A 23,700-nucleotide genomic window follows, 5' to 3' on the forward strand; every position below is an offset into this window, starting at 1 on the left:
TTACTGATGGGTATACTCTCGATACTCTCCCGCTAATCTTCCCGATGACTCTTGCTCAGTGGCCATGTCGTGCAATAGGAGATTATCCGTATTCCATTGGAGGAGCTGTTCGTGAATTGTCTCCACAGCGAGATTCGCGAGCGACGTGTGTTCCTTCATCTGCATGAGACGGGGTAGTCCAGCAATATACAGACAGAGACCATTATCTGCGTTCCGCTGGAATATCTCGACTATCCTGTCCCGCGTGTCGGTCGGGTCCTGTACGAGAAGATCCGTGAGTGTGGCTTCACGGAATCGTGACTGAGAGGGCTCATCTCTCTCACGCGCCCACGCATCGGCGATGGATTCTGGTGAGACCGGATCATCCTCGTCGATGACGGCGACATCCCCCGCAGACGCGAAGCGAACGGTTCGCCAGGCACTCTTACTGAATGGAAGTTCTTGGTCGGTGTAGAAGTTCGAGTGTTGAATGTCCCGATCATCGATGAGGGCTCTGATCGATGAAGCGGTGAGTTGCTGGCCCTCGTCACTGCCAGTCTGTGCTTTGACAGCGGCTTCAATGAATACGTCCTCGATATCAGCGCCCGTGAATCCATCCGTCAACTCACTGAGTTCCGAGAGCAGCCTAGACCTGGTTGGATGCTTGGCTACCTCTTGGAGATCCGTCTGGAGATGCTCGGGATTTCGTCGACGGATCTGTTCGACGTAATGGTGAATAATCGCTTGACGCTGTTTGTCGTCCGGACGTGGGAACGAGATGGGTTGGTTTCCGAGCCGACCAGGGCGAAGTAGTGCGGGATCGAGAACCTCTGCGAGGTTCGTCGATGCGATGACTTTCGGCGCGTCCTCAGTCTTCGCGTCGACCCCGTCGAGCAGGACCAAGAGTTGAGCGACAAGCTGTGCGCTGTGTTCCTGTGACGCCTCGCTTCGACTACGAGCGATCGCGTCGATCTCGTCTATGTAAAGGACGTTCGAGTCGGTGTTTTGGGCTTCGTCGAACTTCTTCCGGAGTAGCCGCTCGGACTCGCCCACCCACTTGCTGAGGATCTCTGGCCCGGAAATCGTCACTGGCATCGCGTTATACTCCTCTTGGCAGGTCTCGATGACGAGTTCCGTCTTCCCCGTCCCTGGCGGCCCCTCGAGGAGTATGCCGGTCCGATCCGCTAGTCCCCATTCGGCGTTCGACATCCGGAGGAACTCTTGGAGGTCGTGCTTCTGTCTGTCGAGTCCGGCCACTCTCCCAGCAGCCACCGACTGCACTGCGTCGTGCGCGACGAGTTCTCTAAACTCACCCGCCGTAAGGCTGATTGAATCTGTCATCCAGTCCAAGATGTCATCATCGGGTGGCAGTTCGAGAATGAGTTGTGTCCGGAGCTCGGCTGAATGCTCACCAGCCTCCGTGTATTCATACCGTCTCCAACACTCGCGTTCCAGGTCCCCTGTGTCGTTGGTTACGAGATGGTAATGCTCGGTTGGGTTCCCACCGTCGTCGCGTGTGAAGGTGTATGTGTCGTCGTCAGAGTGGTTTAGCTGGTCCGGTGCCAGCCACCCGCGTTCGTCCTGTAACGAGAGATGAGCCTCCCCGAGCGAGGAATCAGTGAGTTGTGCGAGTAACCACGTGCCGAACGTCTCATCAGTCATTGTCATAGAACGTGTCGATTAATGGCTCCACCCGCCGAATCCCAATACACCGCCCGTTCTCCAGAACGGGGACACAAAGTTCGACGGTCAAGTCATCGAACTGCGTTGCTTCAGCCTTCACAAGATCCTGCACGAGTAGTGCTTGCTCCCGTCCACGATAGAGGATACGCGGTGGGATGACTATGTAGATCGCGTCGATCGAACTCGTGTGGTCGTGATACTTCTCGAGCGATTCAGATAGCTTCCGATACTGGAACGCCCCCTCTGAGAATCCGGTCTCGAACTCGATAACCGCCGGTAACCCTGTCTCAATCGACTCGTCGTCTTCACTGAGTAAGAACGCAGTGAGCGCGTCCTCTGCGTCGAATCGTGTCGCGTTGAAATAGATGTCCGCAACTGGTCCACCCTCCCCAAGGTCGTGTTCGCTCTCTAAAGGATTCTCCTCCAGAAGCGTCGTCCGGACGAACGTATTAAATGGCGTCTCAGGATCCATCACCTGCCAGAGTTCCCGAGCCATTCCTTCGGTGAGTATACCCTTCCAATTGTAGTGTTGGTCGCTCTCTCCGCCTTCAGTCTGCCGTTCAGTGAGTGCGACCTGCGTCCAACGACCACTCCGTAGAAGCCGTTGGAAGGCGGTGTCTGCTTGTGCGATCGTCTCCCAGGATCCTGGAATGCCATTAAACGCGTAATAGCGCGCAACCCGATCGTCGAACGTCTCCTCCTCAACTCTTGGTGTCGCGATCGAAACTGGAGCCGCCCGTAGTCGCTCGAGAACGCCCGTCACCTCCTCACTGGCCTTGGGGAGCGACGCAGAAGCGAGATATTCGACGAGACGATGAGTAAATCCGGAGAATCGAACTGATTCCTCCCAGCGTTGCGGGACGTTGATAAGAAGATATCCGAGCCCGCCACTGTAGAGCGTCTCAACTTGGTCGACGAGATCCGGAACGATGTCGACGCCAGCATGCTCGATCGCAGGCCGTCCGTTCGTTTGCGACGGAGACCACTCATCTCCCGAGACGTCGATAGTGACGATTGACCCAGGAACGTCGGGAACTCTTAGTTCGTTTGCGACGAACTCCGCGTGCTTGACAGTCGGCTCTCCACCCCGGGATTCCGAGTACGCATCGCGAAGGGACCGCTGTAGGAATTCAAACGACGGCACCTCTTCTGTCGCACGATGAACGATACAAACAGGTCGATCACTACTATACGGTAGACCGCCACCCCACTGGAAGACCGGGTCGAACTCTTCAAGCTCGTCCAGTAGTTGTTGACTCCCTGCTAGTGGAGTGAGCTGGGTGGTCGGCCGTGACTCGCGCCCTACTCGTTCGAGTAGCCGGGTTACAGTAATTTCCTGCCCGCCCAAGGTTTGTCCCCGGTTCGTTCGTCGGTTCTGTTTGATCGTGGTCGAGACTGGTTGTTCTGACGCCCTCTCTTTCTGCTGGGAGACCGAGACCGTCTGCGGGGTAAGCATCGGATCTGCGAGGTTAGAAATGGATTTTGGAGTCCGAGATCTTAGGACAGGGCTACCGCTTCGCTGTAGCGATATCCGAGGCGACGAGATGTTTCCCTCCGCCTTAACTTTGGAAACCGGTCGTGGACTGACTGATTCCACTGGGTCGTTCGAGTTGTTGAGTTCAATCTGTTCGATGGCGAGTTCCATCCCTTCGTCGGATAGACTTGATTCCTCGTCCCCCTCACCACTGTCGGCTGCTGTATTCGACCTAGTGACACGAGTATATTCTTCCTCCGTCCCCTGGTCCTCAGGAACGTCTCCACGACGATCGTCTCTATCAGTCATTCTCCGCAGTATGCCCGTGCTCCGAGAGTAATTGGAGAATCTGATTTCGAGCAGCTGAATCTGTCCCGTATTTACTCTGATGAGTAAAGACTGGTTGATCGTTTTCAATCCATAATGGCATACGGAACACATATCTCGCGAACCGAAATTGTTCTCCCTGATCGAGGTTCGTTTGCTTCTTTACTGCCTGGAGCCAGCGCTGTCCCCCGTGAATTCGTTCATTACCTTCCGCCCATGACTGATAGAAGAGATACTGAAGCGGAGAGAGCTTGTCTTTATCTTGAGGAGCATCGATCGAGAGGTCGAACGGAGCATCAGTGTTGAGCAGCTTGACGAGATTATCGCGGCACTTCTCGTCTAGGACCTGCTCGTCCTCCTGCTCATCTGTAACAATCTCGAGTTTCACTAATCGCTGCTGTTCATTATCGTCTAAAGCCCCTTGCGCGTGGCGCCACTCAACACCGACATTTACACGTAGGAGTGCGGTGAGAGTTGGTTCTGCCGGTGGACAGAGGCTGATCACTCGCTGTACCCATTCCCCGGCAGCGTTTGTCGTTGCGACACTCGCGTCTGGTAATTCGAAGAACTGATCCGGCATACTGTACGCATCCGGGTCGGCGTTGGATTCCTCCGCGAAGGTGGCCGGATCGTCATCTAAGATCTCGGTGAGCTTACTCTCAAGGCTCACAAGTGCATCGAGCGTATCTCGAAACGTTGTGGCACCGGTCAGTTCGATCGATTCAATATAGGTCGATTCGCGGGGATACTCTTCGAATTGATCAAGCGTGCTGGACTCGAGGTGAAGTGCGGAAGTTTGCTCGCTATTGACCGTCCATTCGAATTCCGACAGCCACCACGGCAACCGGTTTGCATCACCCTCAACGGAGCCAACGAGTCCCCCGTGTGCATCCTCGATCTCCGCGTACGTCCGCTCGGTGCCAACGATCCCGAGTTTCTGTTCGAGGTCTTCGACGACCTCACGCTGAAATTGGTCGCCCGACGGGAGTGCGTTGAGCTTGACGACGAGCTGCTTGAGGTATCCATCGTCAAGCCACTCGAATAACGACTGCGTCGATGGTGACTGAGACACGGTGGTCTCAACACAAAGAATATTGAAATAGATTAGCCATCGGTTCTTGTGGGAATCAACCGCTACTTCTAGAAGATTGAGACCCGATACGTAGACATCAGGGGGAGGGGTAATCCAGCCGACCCTATCATCAAAACGCAGTGGCATAAGTGCGGAACGCAGTAGTCAGCCGTCTTGATATGACGGTGGGTTCTCTATATTTGCAGAAGTATCTAACATTAAGCCAGCCACCACTCATCAATAACCCCCAGTCCGACGGCGCCTACGGATACGTCCGTAGTAAGACTTCGAACAACGGGTTGTAATTTATTTTGACCGGTTTGTACACCCCTCCACGGTGAGGGCGTCCAGAACTCCAATTCACCATGCCACTCGACCATCGACACAACGACCACCAGCAGGTCATCGACGACCTCAGCCCGCATGCCACGACGAGAGTCCGTGTCTCTACAAAGCGAGCCGACCGCCTTCGCGAGTTCATCCTCGGCCATCTCCCTGCCGGTGTGACTGTCGACGTAGTCATCACGTCCGGCGTCCAGACCGCAGCCGTCCTGCCCGCCGACATCGAAGCTATCGTCTCCTCAGACGCCACCGACATCGAACGCGCCCAGGCCGGACAATTCCTCGCCGGCATCGATGCCGACTATCTCGTCCTAGTCACGGGAACCGAGGCCGACCTCACGCGGGTTCCACTCAACGACCAGCTCACCGCCGACCACGCCCACCAGTTCGGCCTCGCCTTCCACGAACTCCTACACATCCTCAAGACGGCGATTACCGCGATCGGTGAGTTGCTGGACTCTGAAATCGACGCGCAGTATCATGCGCAGGTCCACGACCTCATCAACATCATCGAGGATGGCGCGATCGAGAGCGAGGCCATCCACGGCGAGAACTTCAGCGATAACGCCGGTATTCGTCTTGAACTCACCCGTCGACTCCACTCACAGACGCCCGACGATATCCCCGACGGACAGGAGATCCGCTACTCGTTCTGGGATGCTGTCACCTCTTGTCTGTACGACGAAGCCATCTATCCGACCGGCATCACAGACGCCCTCCTCGACGAGGATGACGACCGAGTTGTCTTCAAGAGCGAGGCCGACCGCGACGCGTTCCGAGCCATCCACGAGGAACTGTGCACCCTCGCGCGTGACGCACTGGCAATTCGGAGTGCCGACCGTGACGACACCACCCACGCCCATGATAAGACTGCGTCCGTTCGTCGCGCCCGTCGCGTCATCCAGACCTGGACCGACCACATCCAGCCCGTCCTTGAAGCCGACGAGCAAGCACAAGGACGGGGCCAAATCCAGGAGCGTCAGGACGACGAGCAGCGTCAACGGTCGGAGCCCGACGGAGACGCCAGAGGCCGCCCCGAGTCAGCGTCTGACCCCGACGAGGACGGCGGCATCTCCAGTAGAAACGAACACCCACACAACGACACAGGGGACGTCTCAGCCACGCCCAGTGACAACGTCGAGCCAGCACTTCCCGAAGACTTCGATCCGAGCGAGGTATCTCTCTCACGTGAGGCGACCGACGACCCACACCAGAACATCTTCGAGCAACCGCAGGTCACTCCCGATCCCGATCTCGACGATATCGATGCTGAATCTTCTGACTCATGCCCCGGCGACCCAGCGGGCGACACCAACACCGAGAGGGGTCCCGCCGGAGCGTCCCCATCCGAGAGCGGTGAGGAGAGTAGTGGTGAAGGTAGGCAGAGCGGTGACGGTGACGGTGGCCGCCAGTCCGGTGACGACCCAATACCGACCAGCCGTGCACAGGCGATTGCCCAAGCCACCGAGCAGGCTCGGGAACGCGAAGGGGCAGGCGCAAACCCCCCGACCGGGAGCGGTTCTGGAGCCCGGTCGAGTTGTGGAGGCCATTCTACGAGTAGGTCGCCCGAGGGTCAGCACCCTCATGAGCAGGTTAGTCAGCTCACGCTCGGAACCTTCGACGAGAAACCGGATACCTACACGGAGGATTCCAGTGAAGCATCGGCGCCATCGAGTGAGAGTGACGGTCACCAAGGGACCCAAGAGTCCCGAGACGGTGCCTCTTCAGGCGTCGACGAGGAACCTGACGATTTGGATAACACAGGTTCTACAGGTTCTACGGGTAGTGCACGCGACGAAAGTCAGGAAGTCCCCGATGGGCCGGCCCATGCACAGAGTTCCTCGCGGTCACGCCAAGAAGAGCAGTCGGCATACGAGGAGGCACTCACAGGAGACGAGCGTGCAGCCCATACGGAAGCCGACCGCGAGCGAATCGATGAGCGGGCCCTCGAGGACGAACTCGACTCGTTAGCCGAGCACCTCGACCGACAACACCGCCAGAAAACACCAGATGCTCCAAACGATGAGAACAGCGGACGGAGTGGAGGGGGAGGATACTCGCCTGGGAACCTCACCGACCTCGAAATACACTCCGTCGCTGACGACCTCGTCCCGCCCCGTGAGTGGGCCGCCATCGAAGACGGCGCTGGCCGAGTCGCCGACACGCTCGAAATGTATCTTCGACTCGACCGACGCGAGAGCACCCGACGTGGTCTCTCCGCCGGGGCCTACGACACTCGCGCCGGCCATCGCCTCGCCATCGGCGACGCCCGCGTGTGCAAGAGCCGGACGATGGGCAACGAGAAACAGTACGCCCTCGTCCTCATTCTTGACCGCTCGGGGTCGATGCGAGGCGGGTCACCGGCGAAGATTGATGTCGCAACCCAGGCCCTCACTCGATTCGCACTCGCTGCCGAAAACCTCGGCATCCGCGTCGCCGTCATCGACTTCATCCACGGGACCGCGCGTCTCGTCAAGCCATTCAGCATCGAGACGCGACACGTCCAGGCATCGCTCCTCGATACCACCTGTGGCGGTGGGACGCCACTCGCTGATGCGATCAGCCTTGCGAATGACTTGGTCGAAGCCCAACGCGACGACCCCCTCATCATCAGCGTCGGCGACGACCAGACCTCGGCCGACGCCGTGAAGGACGTCATTCGGCGGGCCTACGCCCCGGTGTGCTCGCTCACCATCGCGACCGACACCGAGCCCGGCACGCTCTCGGGGTCGGCCTCAGAACTCGCTACCTACTACGAACGCCAGGAGACGGTCTACAGGCCCGAGCGACTTGACAACCGCCTCGATCAGTTCGCCAGCCTCCTTGCCGGTCTCTGAGCACTACTCATGGCCAGTTTGTCGCCCCCGAAACGGTAGCGGGGCGTCCCTCCGACGCCCACACCAGTCACCGAACTATGTCCTCTCGAACACTCCACACAGCCGACGGCGACGTGCCCACACTCTCACTGCCACCGGGGGCTCTCGCCCACACCGACCGCGAATACGAGTACGACGTCGAACGCGACCCGGCCAACGTCGAACCCATCGAACACCAGATTCGCCTTGACTTCATGCGCGGTGGGCCAATCCGTCGCGACCAACTCCTCGGCAACTACAACCCGTGGAAGTACGACCCGGCGAATCCCGCGACTCACCCCTGGCAGGGCGTCAAGCAGAAGCCGCTCGGCCTCGCCTACGCCGAGACCTCCTGTGCCGCACGAATCAACGAAGAGGTGCGATTCTACCACCACGTCGACGATGACGCCGTCCTCGCCGATGCACCGGCGTTCCTCGCCGCACGACTCCGAACCGCCCGCGAAAACTCCGACCCAGAACAGGCACTCGAAGAAGAACGCCAGCGCCGGCAAAAATGGTATCGCGAACTCATCCCCGGCCCAAACCTCAGCCAAGTTCTCAAAGACTCGTCGTACGGCTCACTCATCGAGAAGTGCATCGTCCCCGAGCCCGACGCTGACAACCTCCTCGAACACAACGCCTTCGTCGGCATGGTCCTCGTCGACAAAGACACCGACCCCGACGCCTTCGCCCGTGATCGCGAACTCGATTCCGCGTTCGTCCTTCGAGAATCCGCGCTCTCCCATATCCAGACCGATGATCCCGTTCGACTCGCCGACTACGGCATCGAACTCCCCGCCCCACTCCTGGTCGGTGAATACGGAAGCGGCAGTCAGTATCCGTTCATTCCGTGGGGCGACGCGCTGACGTGTGCGTGTCCATACAAGCAATCCGCGCCGTGGCGAGTGATGTGCAAACACGAACTCCTAGCGAGCGTCGTCTGTGGCGGCCGTGACTCGATTTTCCTTCCCATCTCCCGAGGTCTGGAGGTCCCGCACCGATCCCGCCGATTGGTCAGCCCTGAATTCGCCGTCTCTCACCAGTCGCGAGCGGAGGACTACAACCGATGACGACATTGCTCGAGCGTGAACACCGAGAGCTCGTCACCGACCCACTCGACGACATTAGTCAGCAGACCGGCGACTCGCCGTATCAGGTCTTTTTCGATTGGATCGACCTCGCCCTCGCCAGTTTCATCGGCGATGAAGACGCCTACCAGAGGCCACTCGTTCGATACGCAAACGACGGCCGTGACGAGGATACCGTTCGAAACCTTGCCACACTTCATGCGAACGCCCTCGGAGGGCTTGTTCTCGCGATGGAACAGACCAACGAAGATGTCCTCGGCGGCGTCTACGAGCACTATGGGCTGACGAGCAACCACTTCGGCCAGTACTTCACGCCCGGCGCGGTGAGCCGGGCGATGGCCGCGATGAATCTCCCTGATGGCGACGACCTCCGCGAGGCCACTCCCGAGAGCCCACTCGTCATCGGCGATATCACTGGGTGTGGGAGTGGCCGACTCCTCGTCGATAGCGCCAACCACTTGCGTAAAATTTCCCCGGAAACCCCCGCCGTCTACCTGGGGTACGACAAAGACCCCATCTGCGCGAAGATGGCCGTCCTGAACTTCGTCCTGAATGATCTCACCGGGTACGTTCTTCTCGGCGATGCCCTGAAGCTCGAAGCGCACCGAGCCTGGTTCGTCAGCGTCGCCCAGCTCGTCAAAGGGAATCACCCGGTGAAAGCCCTCGATGCCGACGAGCGTGACCGCGTGTTGGCCCGCTACTTCGGTATGTTACCTGGCGATGACGTGACGGAACCGGCCACGGCACACGCTGCAAGCGTTGAGCCCGCCCTTGACGTCACCCTCGACAGCGAGAACACCGCTCAGGTCGGCTTCGACGAGTTCGCATGACCGCCTCATGACCGTTTCCTGCAATCGACAGGCGTGCGACCGGACCTGGCTTCGAGACCCCGTCCTCGAAGTCCACTGCCCCTCCTGTGGAGCCGACATCGGCACGAAGTGCAAGCGTCCCTCGGGACACGGCGGGAATTTCGTCCATCCACACGCCGCCCGTGACCGCCTCGCTGTCGCCGAGGGACACTACGGCCACTGCCCGCTGGAAATCTGTGCGGAATCCCTCGCCGAAATGGCGGGAGGGACAGCCACCGGGGCCTCGAAGGGAGCAACGGCCAACACCAAGACCTCCGAAGCGTCCGGATCGACCAGCCAACTCACGTTCGAGGAGCTTTGACCGTGTGGCGATTCGACCTGTCCTACGCAACAACTGAACTGACCACTGACTTCACTTTGTAGCGTAGGATAAACATTCCCTCGTCAGTTTGTCGCCCCCGAGTCGGTGAGGGACTCGAAACGTGACCTACGATATCGAAAAGGGCGCGCCCGAGCGTGTCCGCGACGAAGCCGAACAACTCCACGAACTAGCCGTCAACAAATTCGGATACGACACCGAACACGTCTTGTTCACCGCCCACGCCGACGGCACAATCTCTGGTCGAATCGCTCTCTATGTCGCCGGCGACTACCAAGACTACGAGTACGACTCTGAGTGCCCTACTGAAGACGAAGAGATGGAACGAGATTCGGTGAACCCTCGGCATAACACCGTCCACAACCAGGATCACGACCCGGATCCACCGGGCGTCGGTGTGACCGTTCCCAATCCGCCGAGGGACACGAACACCGGCACGGCCGAGGCCGGAGCCTGATCATGGGCGTCCTCGCAGACTCCCCAGACGCCACGCCTGCTCGGGTCATATTCCATCCACAAATCTGGTTCCGCCAACAGGCTGTGACCAGCGACAACTCCACGCGGTGACTGTGCCCAACCAAGACATCCCCCGGTGGGAAGACATCGACTTGGACGCCATCGACTACGATGCTCGCGATGAAGACACCACAGGCCAGGAACGGGTACTCCGTTCACTCCGGTCGCAGATCGACGCCACTGAAGCTATTCTCAAGCGACATCTCCGCGAACTCGGCGTCTCCATCAGCGGTGACCTCGCCCGAGTCACAATCCCAACTCACATCCAGTATCGCGATCCCTTCGCGTTCGACCGTGCTCGCAAAGCCCGGAGTGCTCAATCAAGCCTCCGGAATCGCCGACAACGCTTCTGCCGAGTGTATGCCCAACACCGCGACCGCAAACACGACGCCAAAATCGACTGAATCCACGTACAGTGCCTCAAATGCTCGAAATAGAGGTATTTACAAGACGAAATAGGGGTGTCGCTAACCGCTTACAACTCGAAATAGGGGTGGGTCGCCGGCGGACCGGCCGCCATAACATGTGTCCTACGCAACGATAGAACATCTCACAACAGCCACTACATTACCACATTGAATGTGGTCTGCGCGAACTTAAGCCCGAACTGGCCCTACTACCGACGTGAACATATCCTCTGAATATCCCACACTCAGCCTCAATTCTGACGTGCCTTCTGACTCATTTGATATGATTACCATCATGGATGGACCAGGAGTGAATGGACTTGAACGGTACTTTCTTGGGTACCTAAACGAGGATCTGCGCGACGGTGACGGAACCTTTCTCGCTCGCCCGGTCGGGCATCACGAGCTCCCCCACCCAATGACGCTCCCTGAAATCGAAGAGTGGGCGCTCAAGTACCTCAGCATCCCCGAAGAAGCACTCTCTGAGTGTGAAGAACGACAACTCAGAGAAAACCGAGAAAGGCGAGCTAATCGCTCGAATATCGATTGACACTCCGGGCCAGTGTAGCCACCGTTCGGCTTCCACGGCACAACACCACCGTGTAACCCTAATCCGAGAACACCCTCCGATGACCAACTCTGCCCCCACCACCAGTACCAGAAGCACCGACGCACCGACAGCAACCGCCGCGACGCCAACCCCGACGACGGGAGATACCGGGACGATGGAGAAGATAACCCGCCGAACAGTCCTCGCTGGCGCGGGTTTCCTCACAGCGAGTAGTCTCTCCGGCTGTCTCGGTCTTCTCGGAGCAGACCCCGTCGCCGCAGACCAACCGATGACCACGCCCGGAACAGCGACCCCCCCGTCTGGCTCTGGATCAAGTGCGAGTGGAATCAATGACGACACCGATCGCGGCCATGAGGAGACACCAAAGAAGGGTGACGAGCAGACGGCAACGCCCGGTGGACCAACCTCGCTCGTCGGCCCTGGAGTCCTCCCCGCCAATGTCGAACCAGAACGCGGACGCGGTGGCGATGAACAGTGGCAAGAGCTCGACTACCGCGCGTATCTCGGCCCGCTTACCGCCGCGAACCACGGTCTTCAGGATGTCAAAGTCACGAACGCCCCTCACGCCGACCGGAAGAACAGCCCGCTGCTCGCGTACCTAGATATCGACTACTTGGACAAGCCCGTCATCGAATCCGACGGGACCTTCAGCATCACCGGCGCGCTGCATTACACCCACGAGTGCGGCTACTACGGCATCAACTATCTCGATGTGACCAACGGCGAAGCCGTCATCGCCCTTGCATACACCATCGACGAGACGACCTGTACGCCCGAGTATGCAGGACGACTCGGCGCACGATACGGGGACATCACTATCACCGGAGAACTCGACCCGGGTATGAACGCTGACCACCTCATCGTCACCTTCCTCAGCGGGGTCCATGACTACAAAATCGAAGAATCCGGTGGGGACTGGGGCGGCCCGTGGAGCTCAGTCGTGAACTGGCACTTCCACGTCTAGACGAGCACGCCCAGTCCTCGAAGTCACATTCATGCTCTGTTTGTGCCCCCGTCAAAATCGCGGGGTCAGCCGTCGAGGAACTGTCTCACCGCAACCCGTTCCGCCCCGGTCCGTTCCGTTCTACCCCGGCTACCGTCGGGTCACTCCTGCTTGGCCTCGACGACGCGGCCACCAGACAACCACTTCTAACAACAACCATGAGTACCGATACAGCCAACGCCAGCACGCCGAACCGCTTGTTCACCGTCCACCATCAGTCAGTCTTCGTCATCGACTCTGACTCCGGCTCCGAGACGAACGCTAAGAGCAAGACCAAGACGGTCGACGAACATGGCCTCCTCGCTCTCGACGACGAGCCTTTCGAGACAACGCTCTTTCATCACGGTGTCGACGTCGACACTCGCCAGCGAACCTCGCGAATCGAGACCGGGGGCAGCGACGAGTTCATCGACGACCGGCCGCTCTCGGCAATCCGCTCTGGGCGATCCAACCCTGATTCCCTCAAGACAGCACCGGGCCTCCAGGGGACGCTGTTCGCCGATACCGCACTCGATCAGCGAACGCTCAACGGCGACCAAGCCAACGCCCGCTTCATGTTCGAGGTCGAGCAGCGCCGACAGCACGAACAAGATAACGACGACGAAGCGTGAGCCCGAGTCTCACTTAAGTAGGATAGTGAACTAGAGAGGGTTCGAGGCACCCTCCTATGACTACCGACGACCGCACCTACTACAGCGCCGAGGACTTCGGCGACACCTACTACGAAGACGAACACTACGGCCCAGACGACCCGAATTCGCACCACACCACCACCGAGTGCGACAACTGCGACCGTCCGATTCCCGAAAGCGAGATTTACTGTGCGGACTGCGAACGCGAGCTCGCGGAAGCCAACGCGCGTCCCGAGGCCTACGTACCCGAATTCGACGACATCGCTGTTGGCTACGAGACTACCATCGATGACCTCGCGTTCGTCGTCGTACCCGCCTGCTCACGCTACGAAGCAATCATCAAGGCCACCTACGCTCTGGATGATCGCGAGACCAAGCCCGACCTCCCAACTGGATTCGACGGCCGGACGTTCATCCTCGTCCACGAGACCTCCGAGTCTACCATCCGACCGTTCACCAACGGATGGGGCTCGCTCCCCGATGCTGTGCCCGTCGCCAGCGAAGACGGCCTCCGCCTGTTCAACAAGGCACGGAATCGGACGGACTGGCTCGACGACCCGGTCGAGGAAATACCGACCTCACCCTGGTTCTATCTTCTTGACGCGGAGGGCGCCCCAATCACGGCGGCCAGCGAGTTCGTAGCCCTCATCGACGGATACAACGTCCCTGACGATCCCGAGGAGTACACACGTCCCGAATACGGAAGTACAGAAGCGGAACTCTGGATCGTCCCGGCGTTCGCATACACGGTGAGGCCGGCTATTACATCTTAACACGGGATTTCGTGCCTAAGAGATCGAGGACGACTAAGCCCAAATTTCGCTAATAGACTACGTCCGCTATTTTCAGCCGGTTTGTGTCCCTCGAAACGGTGGAGGAACCAAACTGAAATGCCTACTACTGACACGTCCAGCGAGACGACCACCCCCACCGGCATATACGACATCGTCGTCGTGATAACACTCCAGAATACCGACCGCGAGATTGCCGACGAGTTCGTCGCCGCTCGCGACGTGTGTGAACTCGACTCAGGGACAATCGAAGTTACACAGGATGTCGTCGCCCGAACCGACCACGAAGCCTACCGCTGCGGGGTAAACCTTGTCAGCGCCATTCTCGACGCAGCCGGCCTCGTCGACCAATACAACCTCGGCGACGTTCGCCTGGGAGTTCCCCAATGACCCCGCGCACCGATCGAGAGGCCGAGACCGAGACCTGGAGTGGGTTCCTCGCCTGTCCCGAATGTGGCGGTGATCGGTTCTCGTGGATAATCCACCAGGTCCAGTTCGGCGGTGTGCATCGCTTCGAGAACGGGCACGTAGACGTCGAGGCCAGCAAAGACGGCCCCATCACGGGGTCGGACATCGGCGAGAACGGTGTCTTCTGCGTCGACTGCGGTGAAGACCGCACCTACGACGACCTCGTTCCGGCTCACCACACAGGCACCACGGAGGGGCGATGATGCCTGAGTGCCTCGACTGTGGCCAGACCGTCGCGTTCGTCCACGAAGTCGACGGAACAGAGACGCGTATATTTGACGGGAACGGATACCTCGACGGAATAGAGCATCAACAACTCGAGACGCGCGCCTGCTGGTGTGAGGAGTGCGAGAGCCACAACGTGGAGTTCTACTGATGAGCAGGCCCACCCACGTCTTCGACGGCGAGGAGCCGATTTTCGAGCAACTTCACCCCGGAATGGTCTTCATCACAAGGGACGGCGGCCACATCGTCCGCGTCATTCGCGTTGACGAAGCCGCCGACGAAATCACACTCACCTATCAGTCAACAGGAGATCGGGAGACGCGTTCCGGCGACGAGATGTGGGCCTTCTGTGACCACGAAGCGTTCGCTGTCCCACCGGAAGTTCTCCTGAACCCCGAGCGAGTCGTCACCGAGTACGCCTGGTTCCACCTCGGTCGCGATCTCGAAACGATTGGCCGAAGCCACGAACACCACATCGCCGGGAGCGAACGCGTCTCCGATATCGAGTTCGCTGTCTGGGCCACCAACGAAGCACGCCGGGACAACTGGCCGCCCGACGACGCCGCTGGCGTCTACCTCGGGGACAGCCTCGACGAGGAGGCCCGCTAATGGGGGCGCATACGTTCTTCACGCGAGCGAGTGGTCGAGACGCCAAGAGTGCCTTCCAGAACGCCGTCGAGGATGCCCAATACCACCACGGGCGCGCCGGCTACACTGGGACGATAGCCGAGAAGACGTCGTTCACCGAGATTCCGGTCGAAGAAGTCGGTGATGCCGACCCCGACGACTACGCCAGCCAGCTCATCCGCGAACAAGATCCACGTATCGACAGCAAGTGGGGGCCCGCCGGCTGCATCCACCTCGGCGACAACACGTACCTCTTCTTCGGCTGGGCGAGCGCCTGACTCCCACCCCAGACCTCTCACCACACCCAGAACTGTGCATCTCCATCACCCCCAGTCCAGAGTAATACGGCCGCTTCGCCCCGGCGACATCGTTGCCTTTCCCTATCTCGACGCCGTCGGTCGCTACCTCAGCGACGACGCCACACCGATGTTCGAGTGGTACATCCCGCCGGGTAGCCCACTCTGTCTCGGGCATCCCTCTGCCATCACCACGCCCGACACGGACGATATGGATGCGATGGTTGACTCTGGTGAGGTCGTCATCGTCGCAACTGGCTTCGACTCCCTCGCCGACTACGAGGCCCATCAGACCTATCGCGATTGCGACCCCCGACTTGTCTCCCCAGGTGGAGCACCCGCGACCAGCTACCTCGAGCTTCGCGCCGAACGTGGACGCGGCGCTCGCGAGCGGGTCAACGGGTTTCTGAAACACCCAACCGTCCAATATCGGCACGACCCCGTCACCAAGCCGTTCCGAATCGCGCTCACCGCAGTCTACGATGAGAGAGACGTCGCGATGGCAGTCCTCGGCCGCCCGAGCGGACGACACAACGCCGATGGGCGCACCCTCGAACTGTACCGCTTCGCCGCTCATCCCGACCGGCCTGCGAACACCGGGTCCTGGCTCCTCTCACGATGTTGCCGATGGGCGACGCTCGAAGGCTACGACCGACTCCTCACGTACGCCGGCGTCCAGAACGACAACGAGGGAACGATGTATCAGGCCGCCGGGTTCGACCACCTCGACACCACTACCGCAGACCGAAGCAAGTGGCACTCCCGCAGCGGGCGTGTCGGTGGTGGAACGTACCGGAAGCGCCGCTACGCCCGTCACCTGTCCGACCACCCGCTCGAAGCCCGGCGGCCCGCTGGTCGCGTTGACGCCGAACAGTCTCAACTCACCGACCGGGGCACAGCACGCAGTTCTGTATGTGCATTACCCCGAAACATCGTGCAGGACGACCTCATCCAGACCCGTGAAGAGAGTCCAGACCGCCGAGGAGCCAGCCTCTCCCCGGACGCACAGGCGCTCCTCGAAGAACGGGGTCCAGACGGGGGCGTCCCCCGAGAAACAACCCACGCTCCGCTCGTCGCCTGCTTCGGCTACCGGACGCCCGAGGACGCTCTGGTGACCGTGCTCGCCGTCCGTGACTACTCCGTGGAGCAGAACCCACGGAATAACACGGCGGCCGTCACGCTGTCGTCTGTGGCGATAGAGCCGGACGTGCTTGCCTATCCAGTGAATGCTCTCCGCGCGCTCATCGCCGACGCCGTCGAGTGGGCATCGCTCCACGGATACGCGACCGTCGAGTCTCGCCTCGAGAGCCCCACCGCGACCAGTGCACTCGATGGCCTCACCACGCCCATCGGTTTCGGGACTGACTCGGTCGGAACGGGCATGGTGAGCCCATCGCAGACGCCGTCTTCGGCGTGACCAGCTCGTTTGTCAGCGGCGACTCTGTGCGCCGCCAGCCGATTACCACCTCTTACCTGAACCATGGCACACGCCCAACCACAGCACGCGACATCGGAATCGACGATACGAGCCCTCGATATCGAGGCCGCACGCCGCGCTGAGTACGTCGCCTTCCTCTCGCGTCATCCCTTCGCGACCGACGCACACGAACTCGGGTTCGTCACCGGCATCCGCGAAGACTGTCGCCTCCAGATCGACCACCTCCGCAACGTCGACGTCCCCCTCGGAATGCTCGATAACGACTTCCACAGACCCGACCTCGAGCGGTATCTCGAAACCTTCCGAACGTACGAACCCGAAATCGGTGTGATCGGCGACGCCCCCACGCCCGAAGCCGCCTATCGCTTCGTCGACGCCGCACGCGACCTCAAAGCAGACTACCCAGACGCGACACTCATCATCGTCCCGAAATGCCGCGGGGCCATCGACATCATCGGGGACGCAGAGATCCCAGGGACGCCGCTCGTACTCGGTTACTCAATGGGGTATTCGGACATCCTTGCGGACGATTTCTCCGAGGTAGCCGACTGGCGCGGCCAGCGTGTGCATCTCCTCGGCGCAAGTCCACCGAAGCAGTGGGCCGTCATCCAGCAGCTCACCCAGCCAACGCTCGCCGGCGATCCACCCGCTGATATCATCGGACTCGATTGGAACGGCGCCCACAAAGTGGCCTACAACGGCGAATTCTGGTCGCGAGACGGATGGCAGCGCGCCGACCATCTCTCGATTCGCAGTACCGTTCGTAGAAGCCTCCGTGAGATGCGATCCTACTGGGAGGCACCCGGCGTGTGGCCCATTAGACCCACACTCCGTGAGCGTCACGGCACCGCTGTCAGAGAGCCCGACGACGCCGTATGGGCAGCCACAGGCGGAGATATCAGCGAACCCGACCCTCTCTCTGGCCCGGACGAATGGGAGACACGCGTCGACTTCGACGATGACGAAACCTATCCCATTGAGCACGCCATCGTCGTCACCTACGAGGACGGCCGAACGCTCGCGTATCGCTCTCAGACCGAGCGCGACTACGTCGAGTACTACGAGGGGCTGTGGAATAGCGTCGCCGAGGAGCGAGTGTGACTGACCTTGTCCGACCGGCGATAATCGTGATTGGAATTCGCCTGTGGTGAGTATTTTCACCCGAATCTCGGTTTGGCCCAGAGAGCGAAATCTCGCCGAAGCCTTAGATTCGAGGCCGCCAGACATACGATTGGAAGGAACACTGTCACACGCTCCTTCCATCCCCTTCCATGCCCGACGACACGCAGCTACTCGGTCGCTGTCCGGATTGCGGTGAGCGAATCGCTACTGCGTGGCGGCTCATTGACTACGAAAAGGCTGACGGGACCGAAGGCACGTGGGCCGAGTGTCCTGCGTGTGGCGAGGTCGTCGCGCCGGAGTAGGCCAACAGCAGAATCAAGTGTATTCCCTCGCGTGACTTGTCTGAGAGTCCACTAATGGAGATTTCCGATCAACTTCGCTGTCTGTTCTCCGCCTCTGCTGAAGAGCGAGACGGCTCGTATGTCGTTGAGATACCTGAGCAAGAGATTCGACTCGACAATCTTCAGGCGGGCGAGACGTATCGTGTGGCCGTTCTCCCATCACCGGTGACCGACGACGCCAACGAGACTCAGGCAGAATCGCACCCCGAGCAAACGCCACAGACCCCGCCTGTTGAGGAAGGTGAGCTGCGCACCGTCGAAATCGGAGACATTGGCGACCAAGGCGACGGTATCACTCGTGTCGAGCGAGGCTTCGTCGTCATTGTTCCTGACACTGAACAGGGTGAACGCGTCACCATCGAGATCACTGACGTGCGAGAAAACGTCGCCTTCGCGGATGTTGTCGAGCGCGTCAGTTACTACGACTGACACCCTCCTCCTCGTTCATCCGTAATCCGCGACAGACGTTGGCGTGTGCCCTCTCCTGTCGCTACTTGTGGTCTGCACGGGCTGCGGTAACGACGGGTGACAGCTCGCCGAAGTGATTCGTTCAATACAGAGGGTGTAAGCAACATTCTACTGCCCAATCAGCAGAGTGATGATGTGCCGGTTCTGGTGACCAGTATGAGTGAAGAACAGGGACGTATTCTGGGCATCATCGGTATCATACTGTCCGTTCTGACCATGACCTATGCAGTTCTCTGGTTCGCTGGAATCACCTGAGTCGGCGGCCGGTACGCCCGGGAAATAAGACGAAGTCTGAACGTATAGCACATCATGCCCTTTTGCTGAATTCACCCTCCGGCGACAGCTAACTCGCACCCGTTTGTCCGGCCCCGCGCAGCGGAGGCCATTCCAAAATGGAACCCAACACCGACGACCAGATCGAAGGACAGCGAATCGTCGCTATCCGAGGGATGACCGATTCAGAACTCGAACGCGAAGACTGGAGCGCCCGACGTGGGGATTCACCACCCGTCATCGAACTCGAATCGGGCATCCTCCTGTACCCCTCGATGGATCCCGAAGGCAACGGCCCCGGCGCGCTGTTCGGAATGAATCCCGACAACGAGGCGTTCTTCCTCTCACCCGATTTGGAGAACCAGATCTGATCGCCCTCTTCTCTACCCACTCATGCACATGCTCATACGCGTCGTCTCGCAGGCCCACTGCGCTGAGGACGCAACAGGAATCGCCCGTGGCCTCTTCGAGGGCTACGAGGCACCACTGTATCCCACATTCGACTACGGCACGCTCATGACCGACGGCGGTCGATGGAGCGACTCGCTCCCCGAAGAGATCCGTGACGTCGGCTCCGTCCGGGCCGACAGCGACACCGGAAACGACCTCATCGAAGGTGCGTGGCACTCGACGATGAACGAACTCTCGCGGAAACTCGCAGTCATCCGTAGCGCCTTCGAGCAGCTCACCGACGAGGAGATTCTAGAAGGCCCGAGCGTCGAGGCCACCGTCGAACCGTGGAACCCCCTTGGTCTCGCGACCGACGAAGACGACTATATCGACACCTACACCGGCGATGTCCGGTATGCGATGCACGGCGTCGGGGGGTACAGTGGTCCAGTGTTCTACCTGTACGACGAATACGGAACGGCCATTCGCGCTCCTTCAGAATACCGCACCCTCCTCGAAAACATCGCAACCGGAGACACCCACGAGGGCGACCGGGAATGGTTCGTCACGCCCGTCGATGTCCACTACTAATCACCCAGTCCCCGGCAGAACAACGCCGACGACGCCATCACTCACTACCCGCTTTCCCCGCATACTTCGAGGTGACTGTCCCCTTGCTGTTTCGGTAGACGCAGTAGCGGTAAGGGCCGTGGGGACACTGCTTGCAGCCGGGCCCGCAATCGAGCTTGCGTATCTCAACCGTCCCGTACCTTCGCAATTCCTCATCCGAGAGCGCGATTCGCTCCGACTTCGACATCGTCTCGATCTCCTTCTGTCGGCGCTGGCGATCCTGAGCTGACTGCTGTTTCTGTGGTAGGGTTTCAACCGTCTCACCTCCCCCCGCATCACTCTCAGTACTGCTAGTCTCCGCTGACGAAACGGGCCTCGACTTGTACGCGATCAACTCCTCGGCGTATTCGATAACGCGCTCGAGCTTCGGAATGCTCTGCGACTGGAGTGGATCAACAACCCAGTTCGCCAGCTCGTCTGGAGGGTTGGGAAACTCCTCATCGTTGCTTTCAGACGCGTCCGTGGGCATTTTCCTACGCAACAGTTTACGCAGCATTCGGTTTAGTAGTTGCGTAGGAAACGACTCTCGCGCCCGTTTGTTGCCCTCGAGTCGGTGGAGGGACCTGCTCCATGGATACAGAAACTACTAGCGCACCCACAACCGCCAGCCGAACGACGAGCGATCACCAGCCGACGCCGACCACCCCGAACCCGAACGAAGACCCCGTCGACGCGAGCATCGCCGCCGCCCGGCGTGTGCAACTTCTCAGCGCTATCGTGATGGAACGCCTCAACGATAGAGACCGCCACACAGCTGATCCAGAGACGCTCACGAAGGCCGTCGTCGAAGCCCTCTATCAGGTTCATCCGCACATCCGGGTCGATGACGCCCTCGAACTCGTCAACATCGTCGAGATCCCGCCCAGGGATATTTCGACAAGGCAGGCCATCGAGTACGTCGTCGACGAGGTCTGTACTCACCTCGCTGCATGGGGACGGTTCACGGCCCCGAAGACAGCAACGCCTGTCAGCCGTGAGCGTACGCGAGTGTGATCGTGATGAGCCACGACGCCGCTATTCTCGAACAACTCCCTCCTGAGAAACTCCTCGACACATCGAACTACCGGGTCATCAGGCCAGCAATCGGGATGATGGAGACGGTCGAAATCGTCGAACAGTACCTCGAGTACGAGCGAGCGAACCGTAACCGGGGAGGCATCATCCGGCGATTAATCGAGCGCCGCGACGCCATCTCCGAGGAACGTGGGGAGACGCCGCCACACAGCCAAGCGGAGTCAGGTGCCACATCCAGCTCCACTTCCGCAGTCGGGGTTGGGTCATCGAAGGAACCACCGATCCCCTCGTCAAGTCTTCTCGCGCTCGTCCACGAACAGGAACCAGCCGGAATCGAACAGGCCCCCACACCGCCCTCCTGGACCGAACTCTAATATCACGTACAGACCTCGGCGACGCCTCGTTTTTGTGGCTTGCTATAGAAAGCCGTTCTATGCCCATAACGACGTGTTCTCACTGTGGTGAGACAGTCGACGCTCATCGCTACGACTCCACTGAGACGATGTTCGACTGGCAGTGCCCGGCATGTGGCGAACCTATCAGTATCGACGGAAATGCTCGGGAACAGCTCCGGCAACGAGAGTCACGCCGGGAACTTACAGAGGGGATTATCGCGTTCGCCGATGAACTCCAAACCGACGGCGTTGAACCGCCGCCACTCTCAGTAGAACAACTGCAGACACGTCTTGAGGATATCCTCGCTGATGTGAACAAAGAACTCGACCGCCGCAATTCTCCATAGGTTCAACGAGCAGGCAAAGCCAGTCTACTCCCACACCATCTATTGTGGATTGCTTGCGGTCCGAGTACGGTCTGTCGTCGGTTTCCCAGTCTCCATTTTCGTTCCCGTGTCTGTGAGCTCTTCTCCGAACAAGCGCCGGATCGGGTGTCGTAACGCCGCCAACCGGCCGAGATCGCCCCTTCGATAGTTCACCGCCCACGTCCGCGTGTTCCCCTTCGTGTCCCGGCGGGCGACCACGAACTTCACCGGGCCGAATGGGACCATCACCAACGAGAGCCAGGATTCGCACAGCGTCGTTCCTCGAAAACTCACCGACGCGCCCCCCACCCAATGCGCAACCTGCTGGTCGATGTCTTCTGATTTGAACCACATCCGTGCGTCTTCCATGAATGCCTCGAACCGCTCAGGAAACTCACTGCCGATATGCGTGATTAGGTACTCCGAGTTTCCGCGCTTGGCGTCTCGCTTCCAGAACTCGAGGAAGATATGATTCGACGGCGACCGCAGGACGTTCACCCAGGCTCGCTCGCGGCCCTTCCCGTGCAACGAGACTGTGTCGATCCGTTCCCATCCCGCCGGAGACTGCCCCTCATCATAGTAGCCGCGTAGCGGGGGGATGACTTCAAGCGCGTGAGCGCGGAGATACTCTGCCGGGAACGATACCTCCATGCGCACCTCCTCGATTGGGTCAGGCTCTAGCAATCGTTGCACGCTCGCTGGGTAGCCCTCGACTCCCTCCACGAGAGGAACCGCGTGGGGCCACGGGCGCTTGACGCGGTGCTCGGCGAACGTCATGTCGTGGCCCTCGAAATCGGACTGGTACGCCCAGAATACCGAATATCCCGCGTTCAGGTACTCCCAGGAAATCGGGCCGATCTCCTTGTCATCGTGCTTGTGCTGGATCTCCACGATGAGACCCTTCCCGAACGGGAATAGTTCCGCAGTGAACGTCGCGACGACGTCCGCAATCCGATCCGTCCCCGGAATCTGTTTCTCGTGTTCCACTGACGCTGTCTCAAAGATCTCGCGGAGTTTCATCGCCGCGATCGTCTTGAGTTTGGCGTGCAGGTTCGACTCGCCCGGACACTTTGAGCCTCGCGGGTGGACGAAATGCTTCGAGACGAATCGCCCCCGATTGTAGTGCGACCGGCGAACGCCGAGTGGCTCTTCGCAGAGTGGGCAGAGGACCGTGTCATCGTCTCCTACGTCCAAGGGAAGAACCCGGTCGCTGTTCGGACGCATCGCGAGGTAAGGCATGATGGATGGCTTGGGAGGGTTGTGGCGATCTCGTATCGCTCAGATACTCTACGCGTCGAGTCCACAAAAAGAGATTCGAGCCCTCACGTTCTCTCCCCCCGCAAAACCGCGTACTCTCGGCCGCGGTGTATGTCCTCTCAACGGCTGTCCTCGCGGTGGCCCACTGAACCATCTCGCCACCGAGGATGGATATGTCGAAGAGAATTTGACGAACAGCCCGTCCCGTGGACCAACAATCGGTATCCTCGACAAGAGGTTCCCAGACTACGGCACTTTCCGGGACATCTGCAACGGAGTGGCTCCCCCCGGTACCATCCGAGGGATTCCACGGAACACCCTCCTAAAAGTGTCAGCGTGACGGTAGCAGAGGTCACCCCGTGTGTAGGGGTAATCTCAACCTCGTCACCTGTCCGCACAGATGCTCCTGACCGGGTGGCGTAGTCTTGGTTCAAATATATACGGACTCCGAGGGTATATCCTT

28 protein-coding genes are annotated in these 23,700 nt (G+C 59.7%); 23 read left to right on the forward strand and 5 right to left on the reverse strand.

All coding sequences use genetic code 11. The features are described 5' to 3' along the window. From NBT67_RS17390 to NBT67_RS17400, 3 genes are read right to left on the reverse strand one after another with little or no spacing between them, the layout of a single operon-like run. Positions 1 to 1,641, reverse strand: a complete 1,641-nt coding sequence (locus tag NBT67_RS17390) for an AAA family ATPase (protein WP_251344575.1) — start codon at positions 1,639 to 1,641, stop codon at positions 1 to 3. Then, complete coding sequence (locus NBT67_RS17395) at positions 1,634 to 3,445, reverse strand: hypothetical protein (protein WP_251344576.1); 1,812 nt, start codon at positions 3,443 to 3,445, stop codon at positions 1,634 to 1,636. The genes NBT67_RS17390 and NBT67_RS17395 overlap by 8 nt, the downstream gene beginning before the upstream one ends. After that, entirely contained in the window at positions 3,438 to 4,535 is a 1,098-nt protein-coding gene (locus NBT67_RS17400) for a hypothetical protein (protein ID WP_251344577.1), read from the reverse strand. The genes NBT67_RS17395 and NBT67_RS17400 overlap by 8 nt, the downstream gene beginning before the upstream one ends. Positions 4,536 to 4,900: 365 nt before the next feature. Here NBT67_RS17400 and NBT67_RS17405 point away from each other — a divergent pair, with 365 nt between their 5' ends. The 20 genes from NBT67_RS17405 to NBT67_RS17500 all read left to right on the forward strand — a co-directional run bounded on the left by NBT67_RS17405 (position 4,901) and on the right by NBT67_RS17500 (position 20,167). Beyond that, on the forward strand, positions 4,901 to 7,714 hold the full coding sequence (locus NBT67_RS17405) for a VWA domain-containing protein (protein ID WP_251344578.1): 2,814 nt from the start codon (positions 4,901 to 4,903) through the stop codon (positions 7,712 to 7,714). Positions 7,715 to 7,827: 113 nt separating this feature from the next. Continuing rightward, positions 7,828 to 8,802 (forward strand): hypothetical protein, encoded by a 975-nt coding sequence (locus tag NBT67_RS17410; protein ID WP_251344579.1) that lies wholly within the window; start codon positions 7,828 to 7,830, stop codon positions 8,800 to 8,802. Continuing rightward, positions 8,799 to 9,650, forward strand: a complete 852-nt coding sequence (locus NBT67_RS17415; RefSeq protein ID WP_251344580.1) for an N-6 DNA methylase — start codon at positions 8,799 to 8,801, stop codon at positions 9,648 to 9,650. Before NBT67_RS17410 ends, NBT67_RS17415 begins: the two co-directional genes overlap by 4 nt. 7 nt (positions 9,651 to 9,657) lie before the next feature. Next, a complete protein-coding gene (locus NBT67_RS17420) occupies positions 9,658 to 9,990 on the forward strand; it encodes a zinc finger domain-containing protein (RefSeq protein WP_251344581.1) in 333 nt (110 codons plus the stop codon). 121 nt (positions 9,991 to 10,111) lie between these two features. Next, positions 10,112 to 10,465 carry a hypothetical protein gene (locus NBT67_RS17425; RefSeq protein ID WP_251344582.1) on the forward strand — a complete coding sequence of 118 codons (354 nt, stop codon included), beginning with the start codon at positions 10,112 to 10,114 and terminating at the stop codon, positions 10,463 to 10,465. A 749-nt stretch (positions 10,466 to 11,214) separates the two neighbouring features. Next, on the forward strand, positions 11,215 to 11,481 hold the full coding sequence (locus tag NBT67_RS17430) for a hypothetical protein (protein ID WP_251344583.1): 267 nt from the start codon (positions 11,215 to 11,217) through the stop codon (positions 11,479 to 11,481). 79 nt (positions 11,482 to 11,560) lie between these two features. After that, a complete protein-coding gene (locus NBT67_RS17435; protein ID WP_251344584.1) occupies positions 11,561 to 12,466 on the forward strand; it encodes a hypothetical protein in 906 nt (301 codons plus the stop codon). A 236-nt stretch (positions 12,467 to 12,702) separates the two neighbouring features. Then, complete coding sequence (locus NBT67_RS17440; RefSeq protein WP_251344585.1) at positions 12,703 to 13,116, forward strand: hypothetical protein; 414 nt, start codon at positions 12,703 to 12,705, stop codon at positions 13,114 to 13,116. 56 nt (positions 13,117 to 13,172) lie between these two features. Further along, positions 13,173 to 13,910, forward strand: a complete 738-nt coding sequence (locus NBT67_RS17445; protein ID WP_251344586.1) for a cytochrome c3 family protein — start codon at positions 13,173 to 13,175, stop codon at positions 13,908 to 13,910. Between the two features lie 117 nt (positions 13,911 to 14,027). Continuing rightward, positions 14,028 to 14,318 (forward strand): hypothetical protein, encoded by a 291-nt coding sequence (locus NBT67_RS17450; protein WP_251344587.1) that lies wholly within the window; start codon positions 14,028 to 14,030, stop codon positions 14,316 to 14,318. Further along, entirely contained in the window at positions 14,315 to 14,599 is a 285-nt protein-coding gene (locus NBT67_RS17455) for a hypothetical protein (protein ID WP_251344588.1), read from the forward strand. The genes NBT67_RS17450 and NBT67_RS17455 overlap by 4 nt, the downstream gene beginning before the upstream one ends. Then, positions 14,599 to 14,772, forward strand: a complete 174-nt coding sequence (locus NBT67_RS17460; RefSeq protein WP_251344589.1) for a hypothetical protein — start codon at positions 14,599 to 14,601, stop codon at positions 14,770 to 14,772. The genes NBT67_RS17455 and NBT67_RS17460 overlap by 1 nt, the downstream gene beginning before the upstream one ends. Further along, positions 14,772 to 15,230, forward strand: coding sequence for a hypothetical protein (locus tag NBT67_RS17465; protein ID WP_251344590.1), 459 nt, complete (start codon positions 14,772 to 14,774; stop codon positions 15,228 to 15,230). Before NBT67_RS17460 ends, NBT67_RS17465 begins: the two co-directional genes overlap by 1 nt. After that, positions 15,230 to 15,526, forward strand: a complete 297-nt coding sequence (locus NBT67_RS17470) for a hypothetical protein (protein WP_251344591.1) — start codon at positions 15,230 to 15,232, stop codon at positions 15,524 to 15,526. The genes NBT67_RS17465 and NBT67_RS17470 overlap by 1 nt, the downstream gene beginning before the upstream one ends. Before the next feature lie 34 nt (positions 15,527 to 15,560). Further along, positions 15,561 to 16,961: an XF1762 family protein gene (locus NBT67_RS17475; protein ID WP_251344592.1), complete on the forward strand. Its 1,401-nt coding sequence runs from the start codon at positions 15,561 to 15,563 to the stop codon at positions 16,959 to 16,961. A 63-nt stretch (positions 16,962 to 17,024) separates the two neighbouring features. Continuing rightward, positions 17,025 to 18,083 (forward strand): DUF6610 family protein, encoded by a 1,059-nt coding sequence (locus NBT67_RS17480; RefSeq protein WP_251344593.1) that lies wholly within the window; start codon positions 17,025 to 17,027, stop codon positions 18,081 to 18,083. Positions 18,084 to 18,253: 170 nt separating this feature from the next. Continuing rightward, positions 18,254 to 18,406 (forward strand): DUF7837 family putative zinc-binding protein, encoded by a 153-nt coding sequence (locus NBT67_RS17485; RefSeq protein ID WP_128081515.1) that lies wholly within the window; start codon positions 18,254 to 18,256, stop codon positions 18,404 to 18,406. Positions 18,407 to 18,460: 54 nt separating this feature from the next. Then, entirely contained in the window at positions 18,461 to 18,874 is a 414-nt protein-coding gene (locus NBT67_RS17490; RefSeq protein WP_251344594.1) for a TRAM domain-containing protein, read from the forward strand. A gap of 431 nt (positions 18,875 to 19,305) precedes the next feature. Beyond that, positions 19,306 to 19,557 (forward strand): hypothetical protein, encoded by a 252-nt coding sequence (locus NBT67_RS17495; RefSeq protein WP_251344595.1) that lies wholly within the window; start codon positions 19,306 to 19,308, stop codon positions 19,555 to 19,557. 28 nt (positions 19,558 to 19,585) lie between these two features. Further along, positions 19,586 to 20,167: a DUF7995 family protein gene (locus NBT67_RS17500; protein WP_251344596.1), complete on the forward strand. Its 582-nt coding sequence runs from the start codon at positions 19,586 to 19,588 to the stop codon at positions 20,165 to 20,167. 37 nt (positions 20,168 to 20,204) lie between these two features. On the opposite strand, the gene NBT67_RS17505 is transcribed toward NBT67_RS17500, so the two are convergent. Then, on the reverse strand, positions 20,205 to 20,675 hold the full coding sequence (locus NBT67_RS17505; protein ID WP_251344597.1) for a hypothetical protein: 471 nt from the start codon (positions 20,673 to 20,675) through the stop codon (positions 20,205 to 20,207). Between the two features lie 101 nt (positions 20,676 to 20,776). Here NBT67_RS17505 and NBT67_RS17510 point away from each other — a divergent pair, with 101 nt between their 5' ends. The 3 genes from NBT67_RS17510 to NBT67_RS17520 are packed head-to-tail and all read left to right on the forward strand — an operon-like array spanning position 20,777 to position 21,962. Continuing rightward, positions 20,777 to 21,199: a hypothetical protein gene (locus NBT67_RS17510; RefSeq protein ID WP_251344598.1), complete on the forward strand. Its 423-nt coding sequence runs from the start codon at positions 20,777 to 20,779 to the stop codon at positions 21,197 to 21,199. 5 nt (positions 21,200 to 21,204) lie between these two features. Further along, positions 21,205 to 21,594, forward strand: a complete 390-nt coding sequence (locus tag NBT67_RS17515) for a DUF8129 domain-containing protein (RefSeq protein ID WP_251344599.1) — start codon at positions 21,205 to 21,207, stop codon at positions 21,592 to 21,594. Positions 21,595 to 21,653: 59 nt separating this feature from the next. After that, positions 21,654 to 21,962: a hypothetical protein gene (locus tag NBT67_RS17520; RefSeq protein ID WP_251344600.1), complete on the forward strand. Its 309-nt coding sequence runs from the start codon at positions 21,654 to 21,656 to the stop codon at positions 21,960 to 21,962. A 39-nt stretch (positions 21,963 to 22,001) separates the two neighbouring features. On the opposite strand, the gene NBT67_RS17525 is transcribed toward NBT67_RS17520, so the two are convergent. Continuing rightward, positions 22,002 to 23,000, reverse strand: coding sequence for a hypothetical protein (locus NBT67_RS17525; RefSeq protein ID WP_251344601.1), 999 nt, complete (start codon positions 22,998 to 23,000; stop codon positions 22,002 to 22,004). Positions 23,001 to 23,700: the final 700 nt, after the last annotated feature.

The organism is Haloplanus sp. GDY1, from assembly GCF_023703775.1.
Classification (GTDB): Archaea; Halobacteriota; Halobacteria; order Halobacteriales; family Haloferacaceae; genus Haloplanus; species Haloplanus halophilus.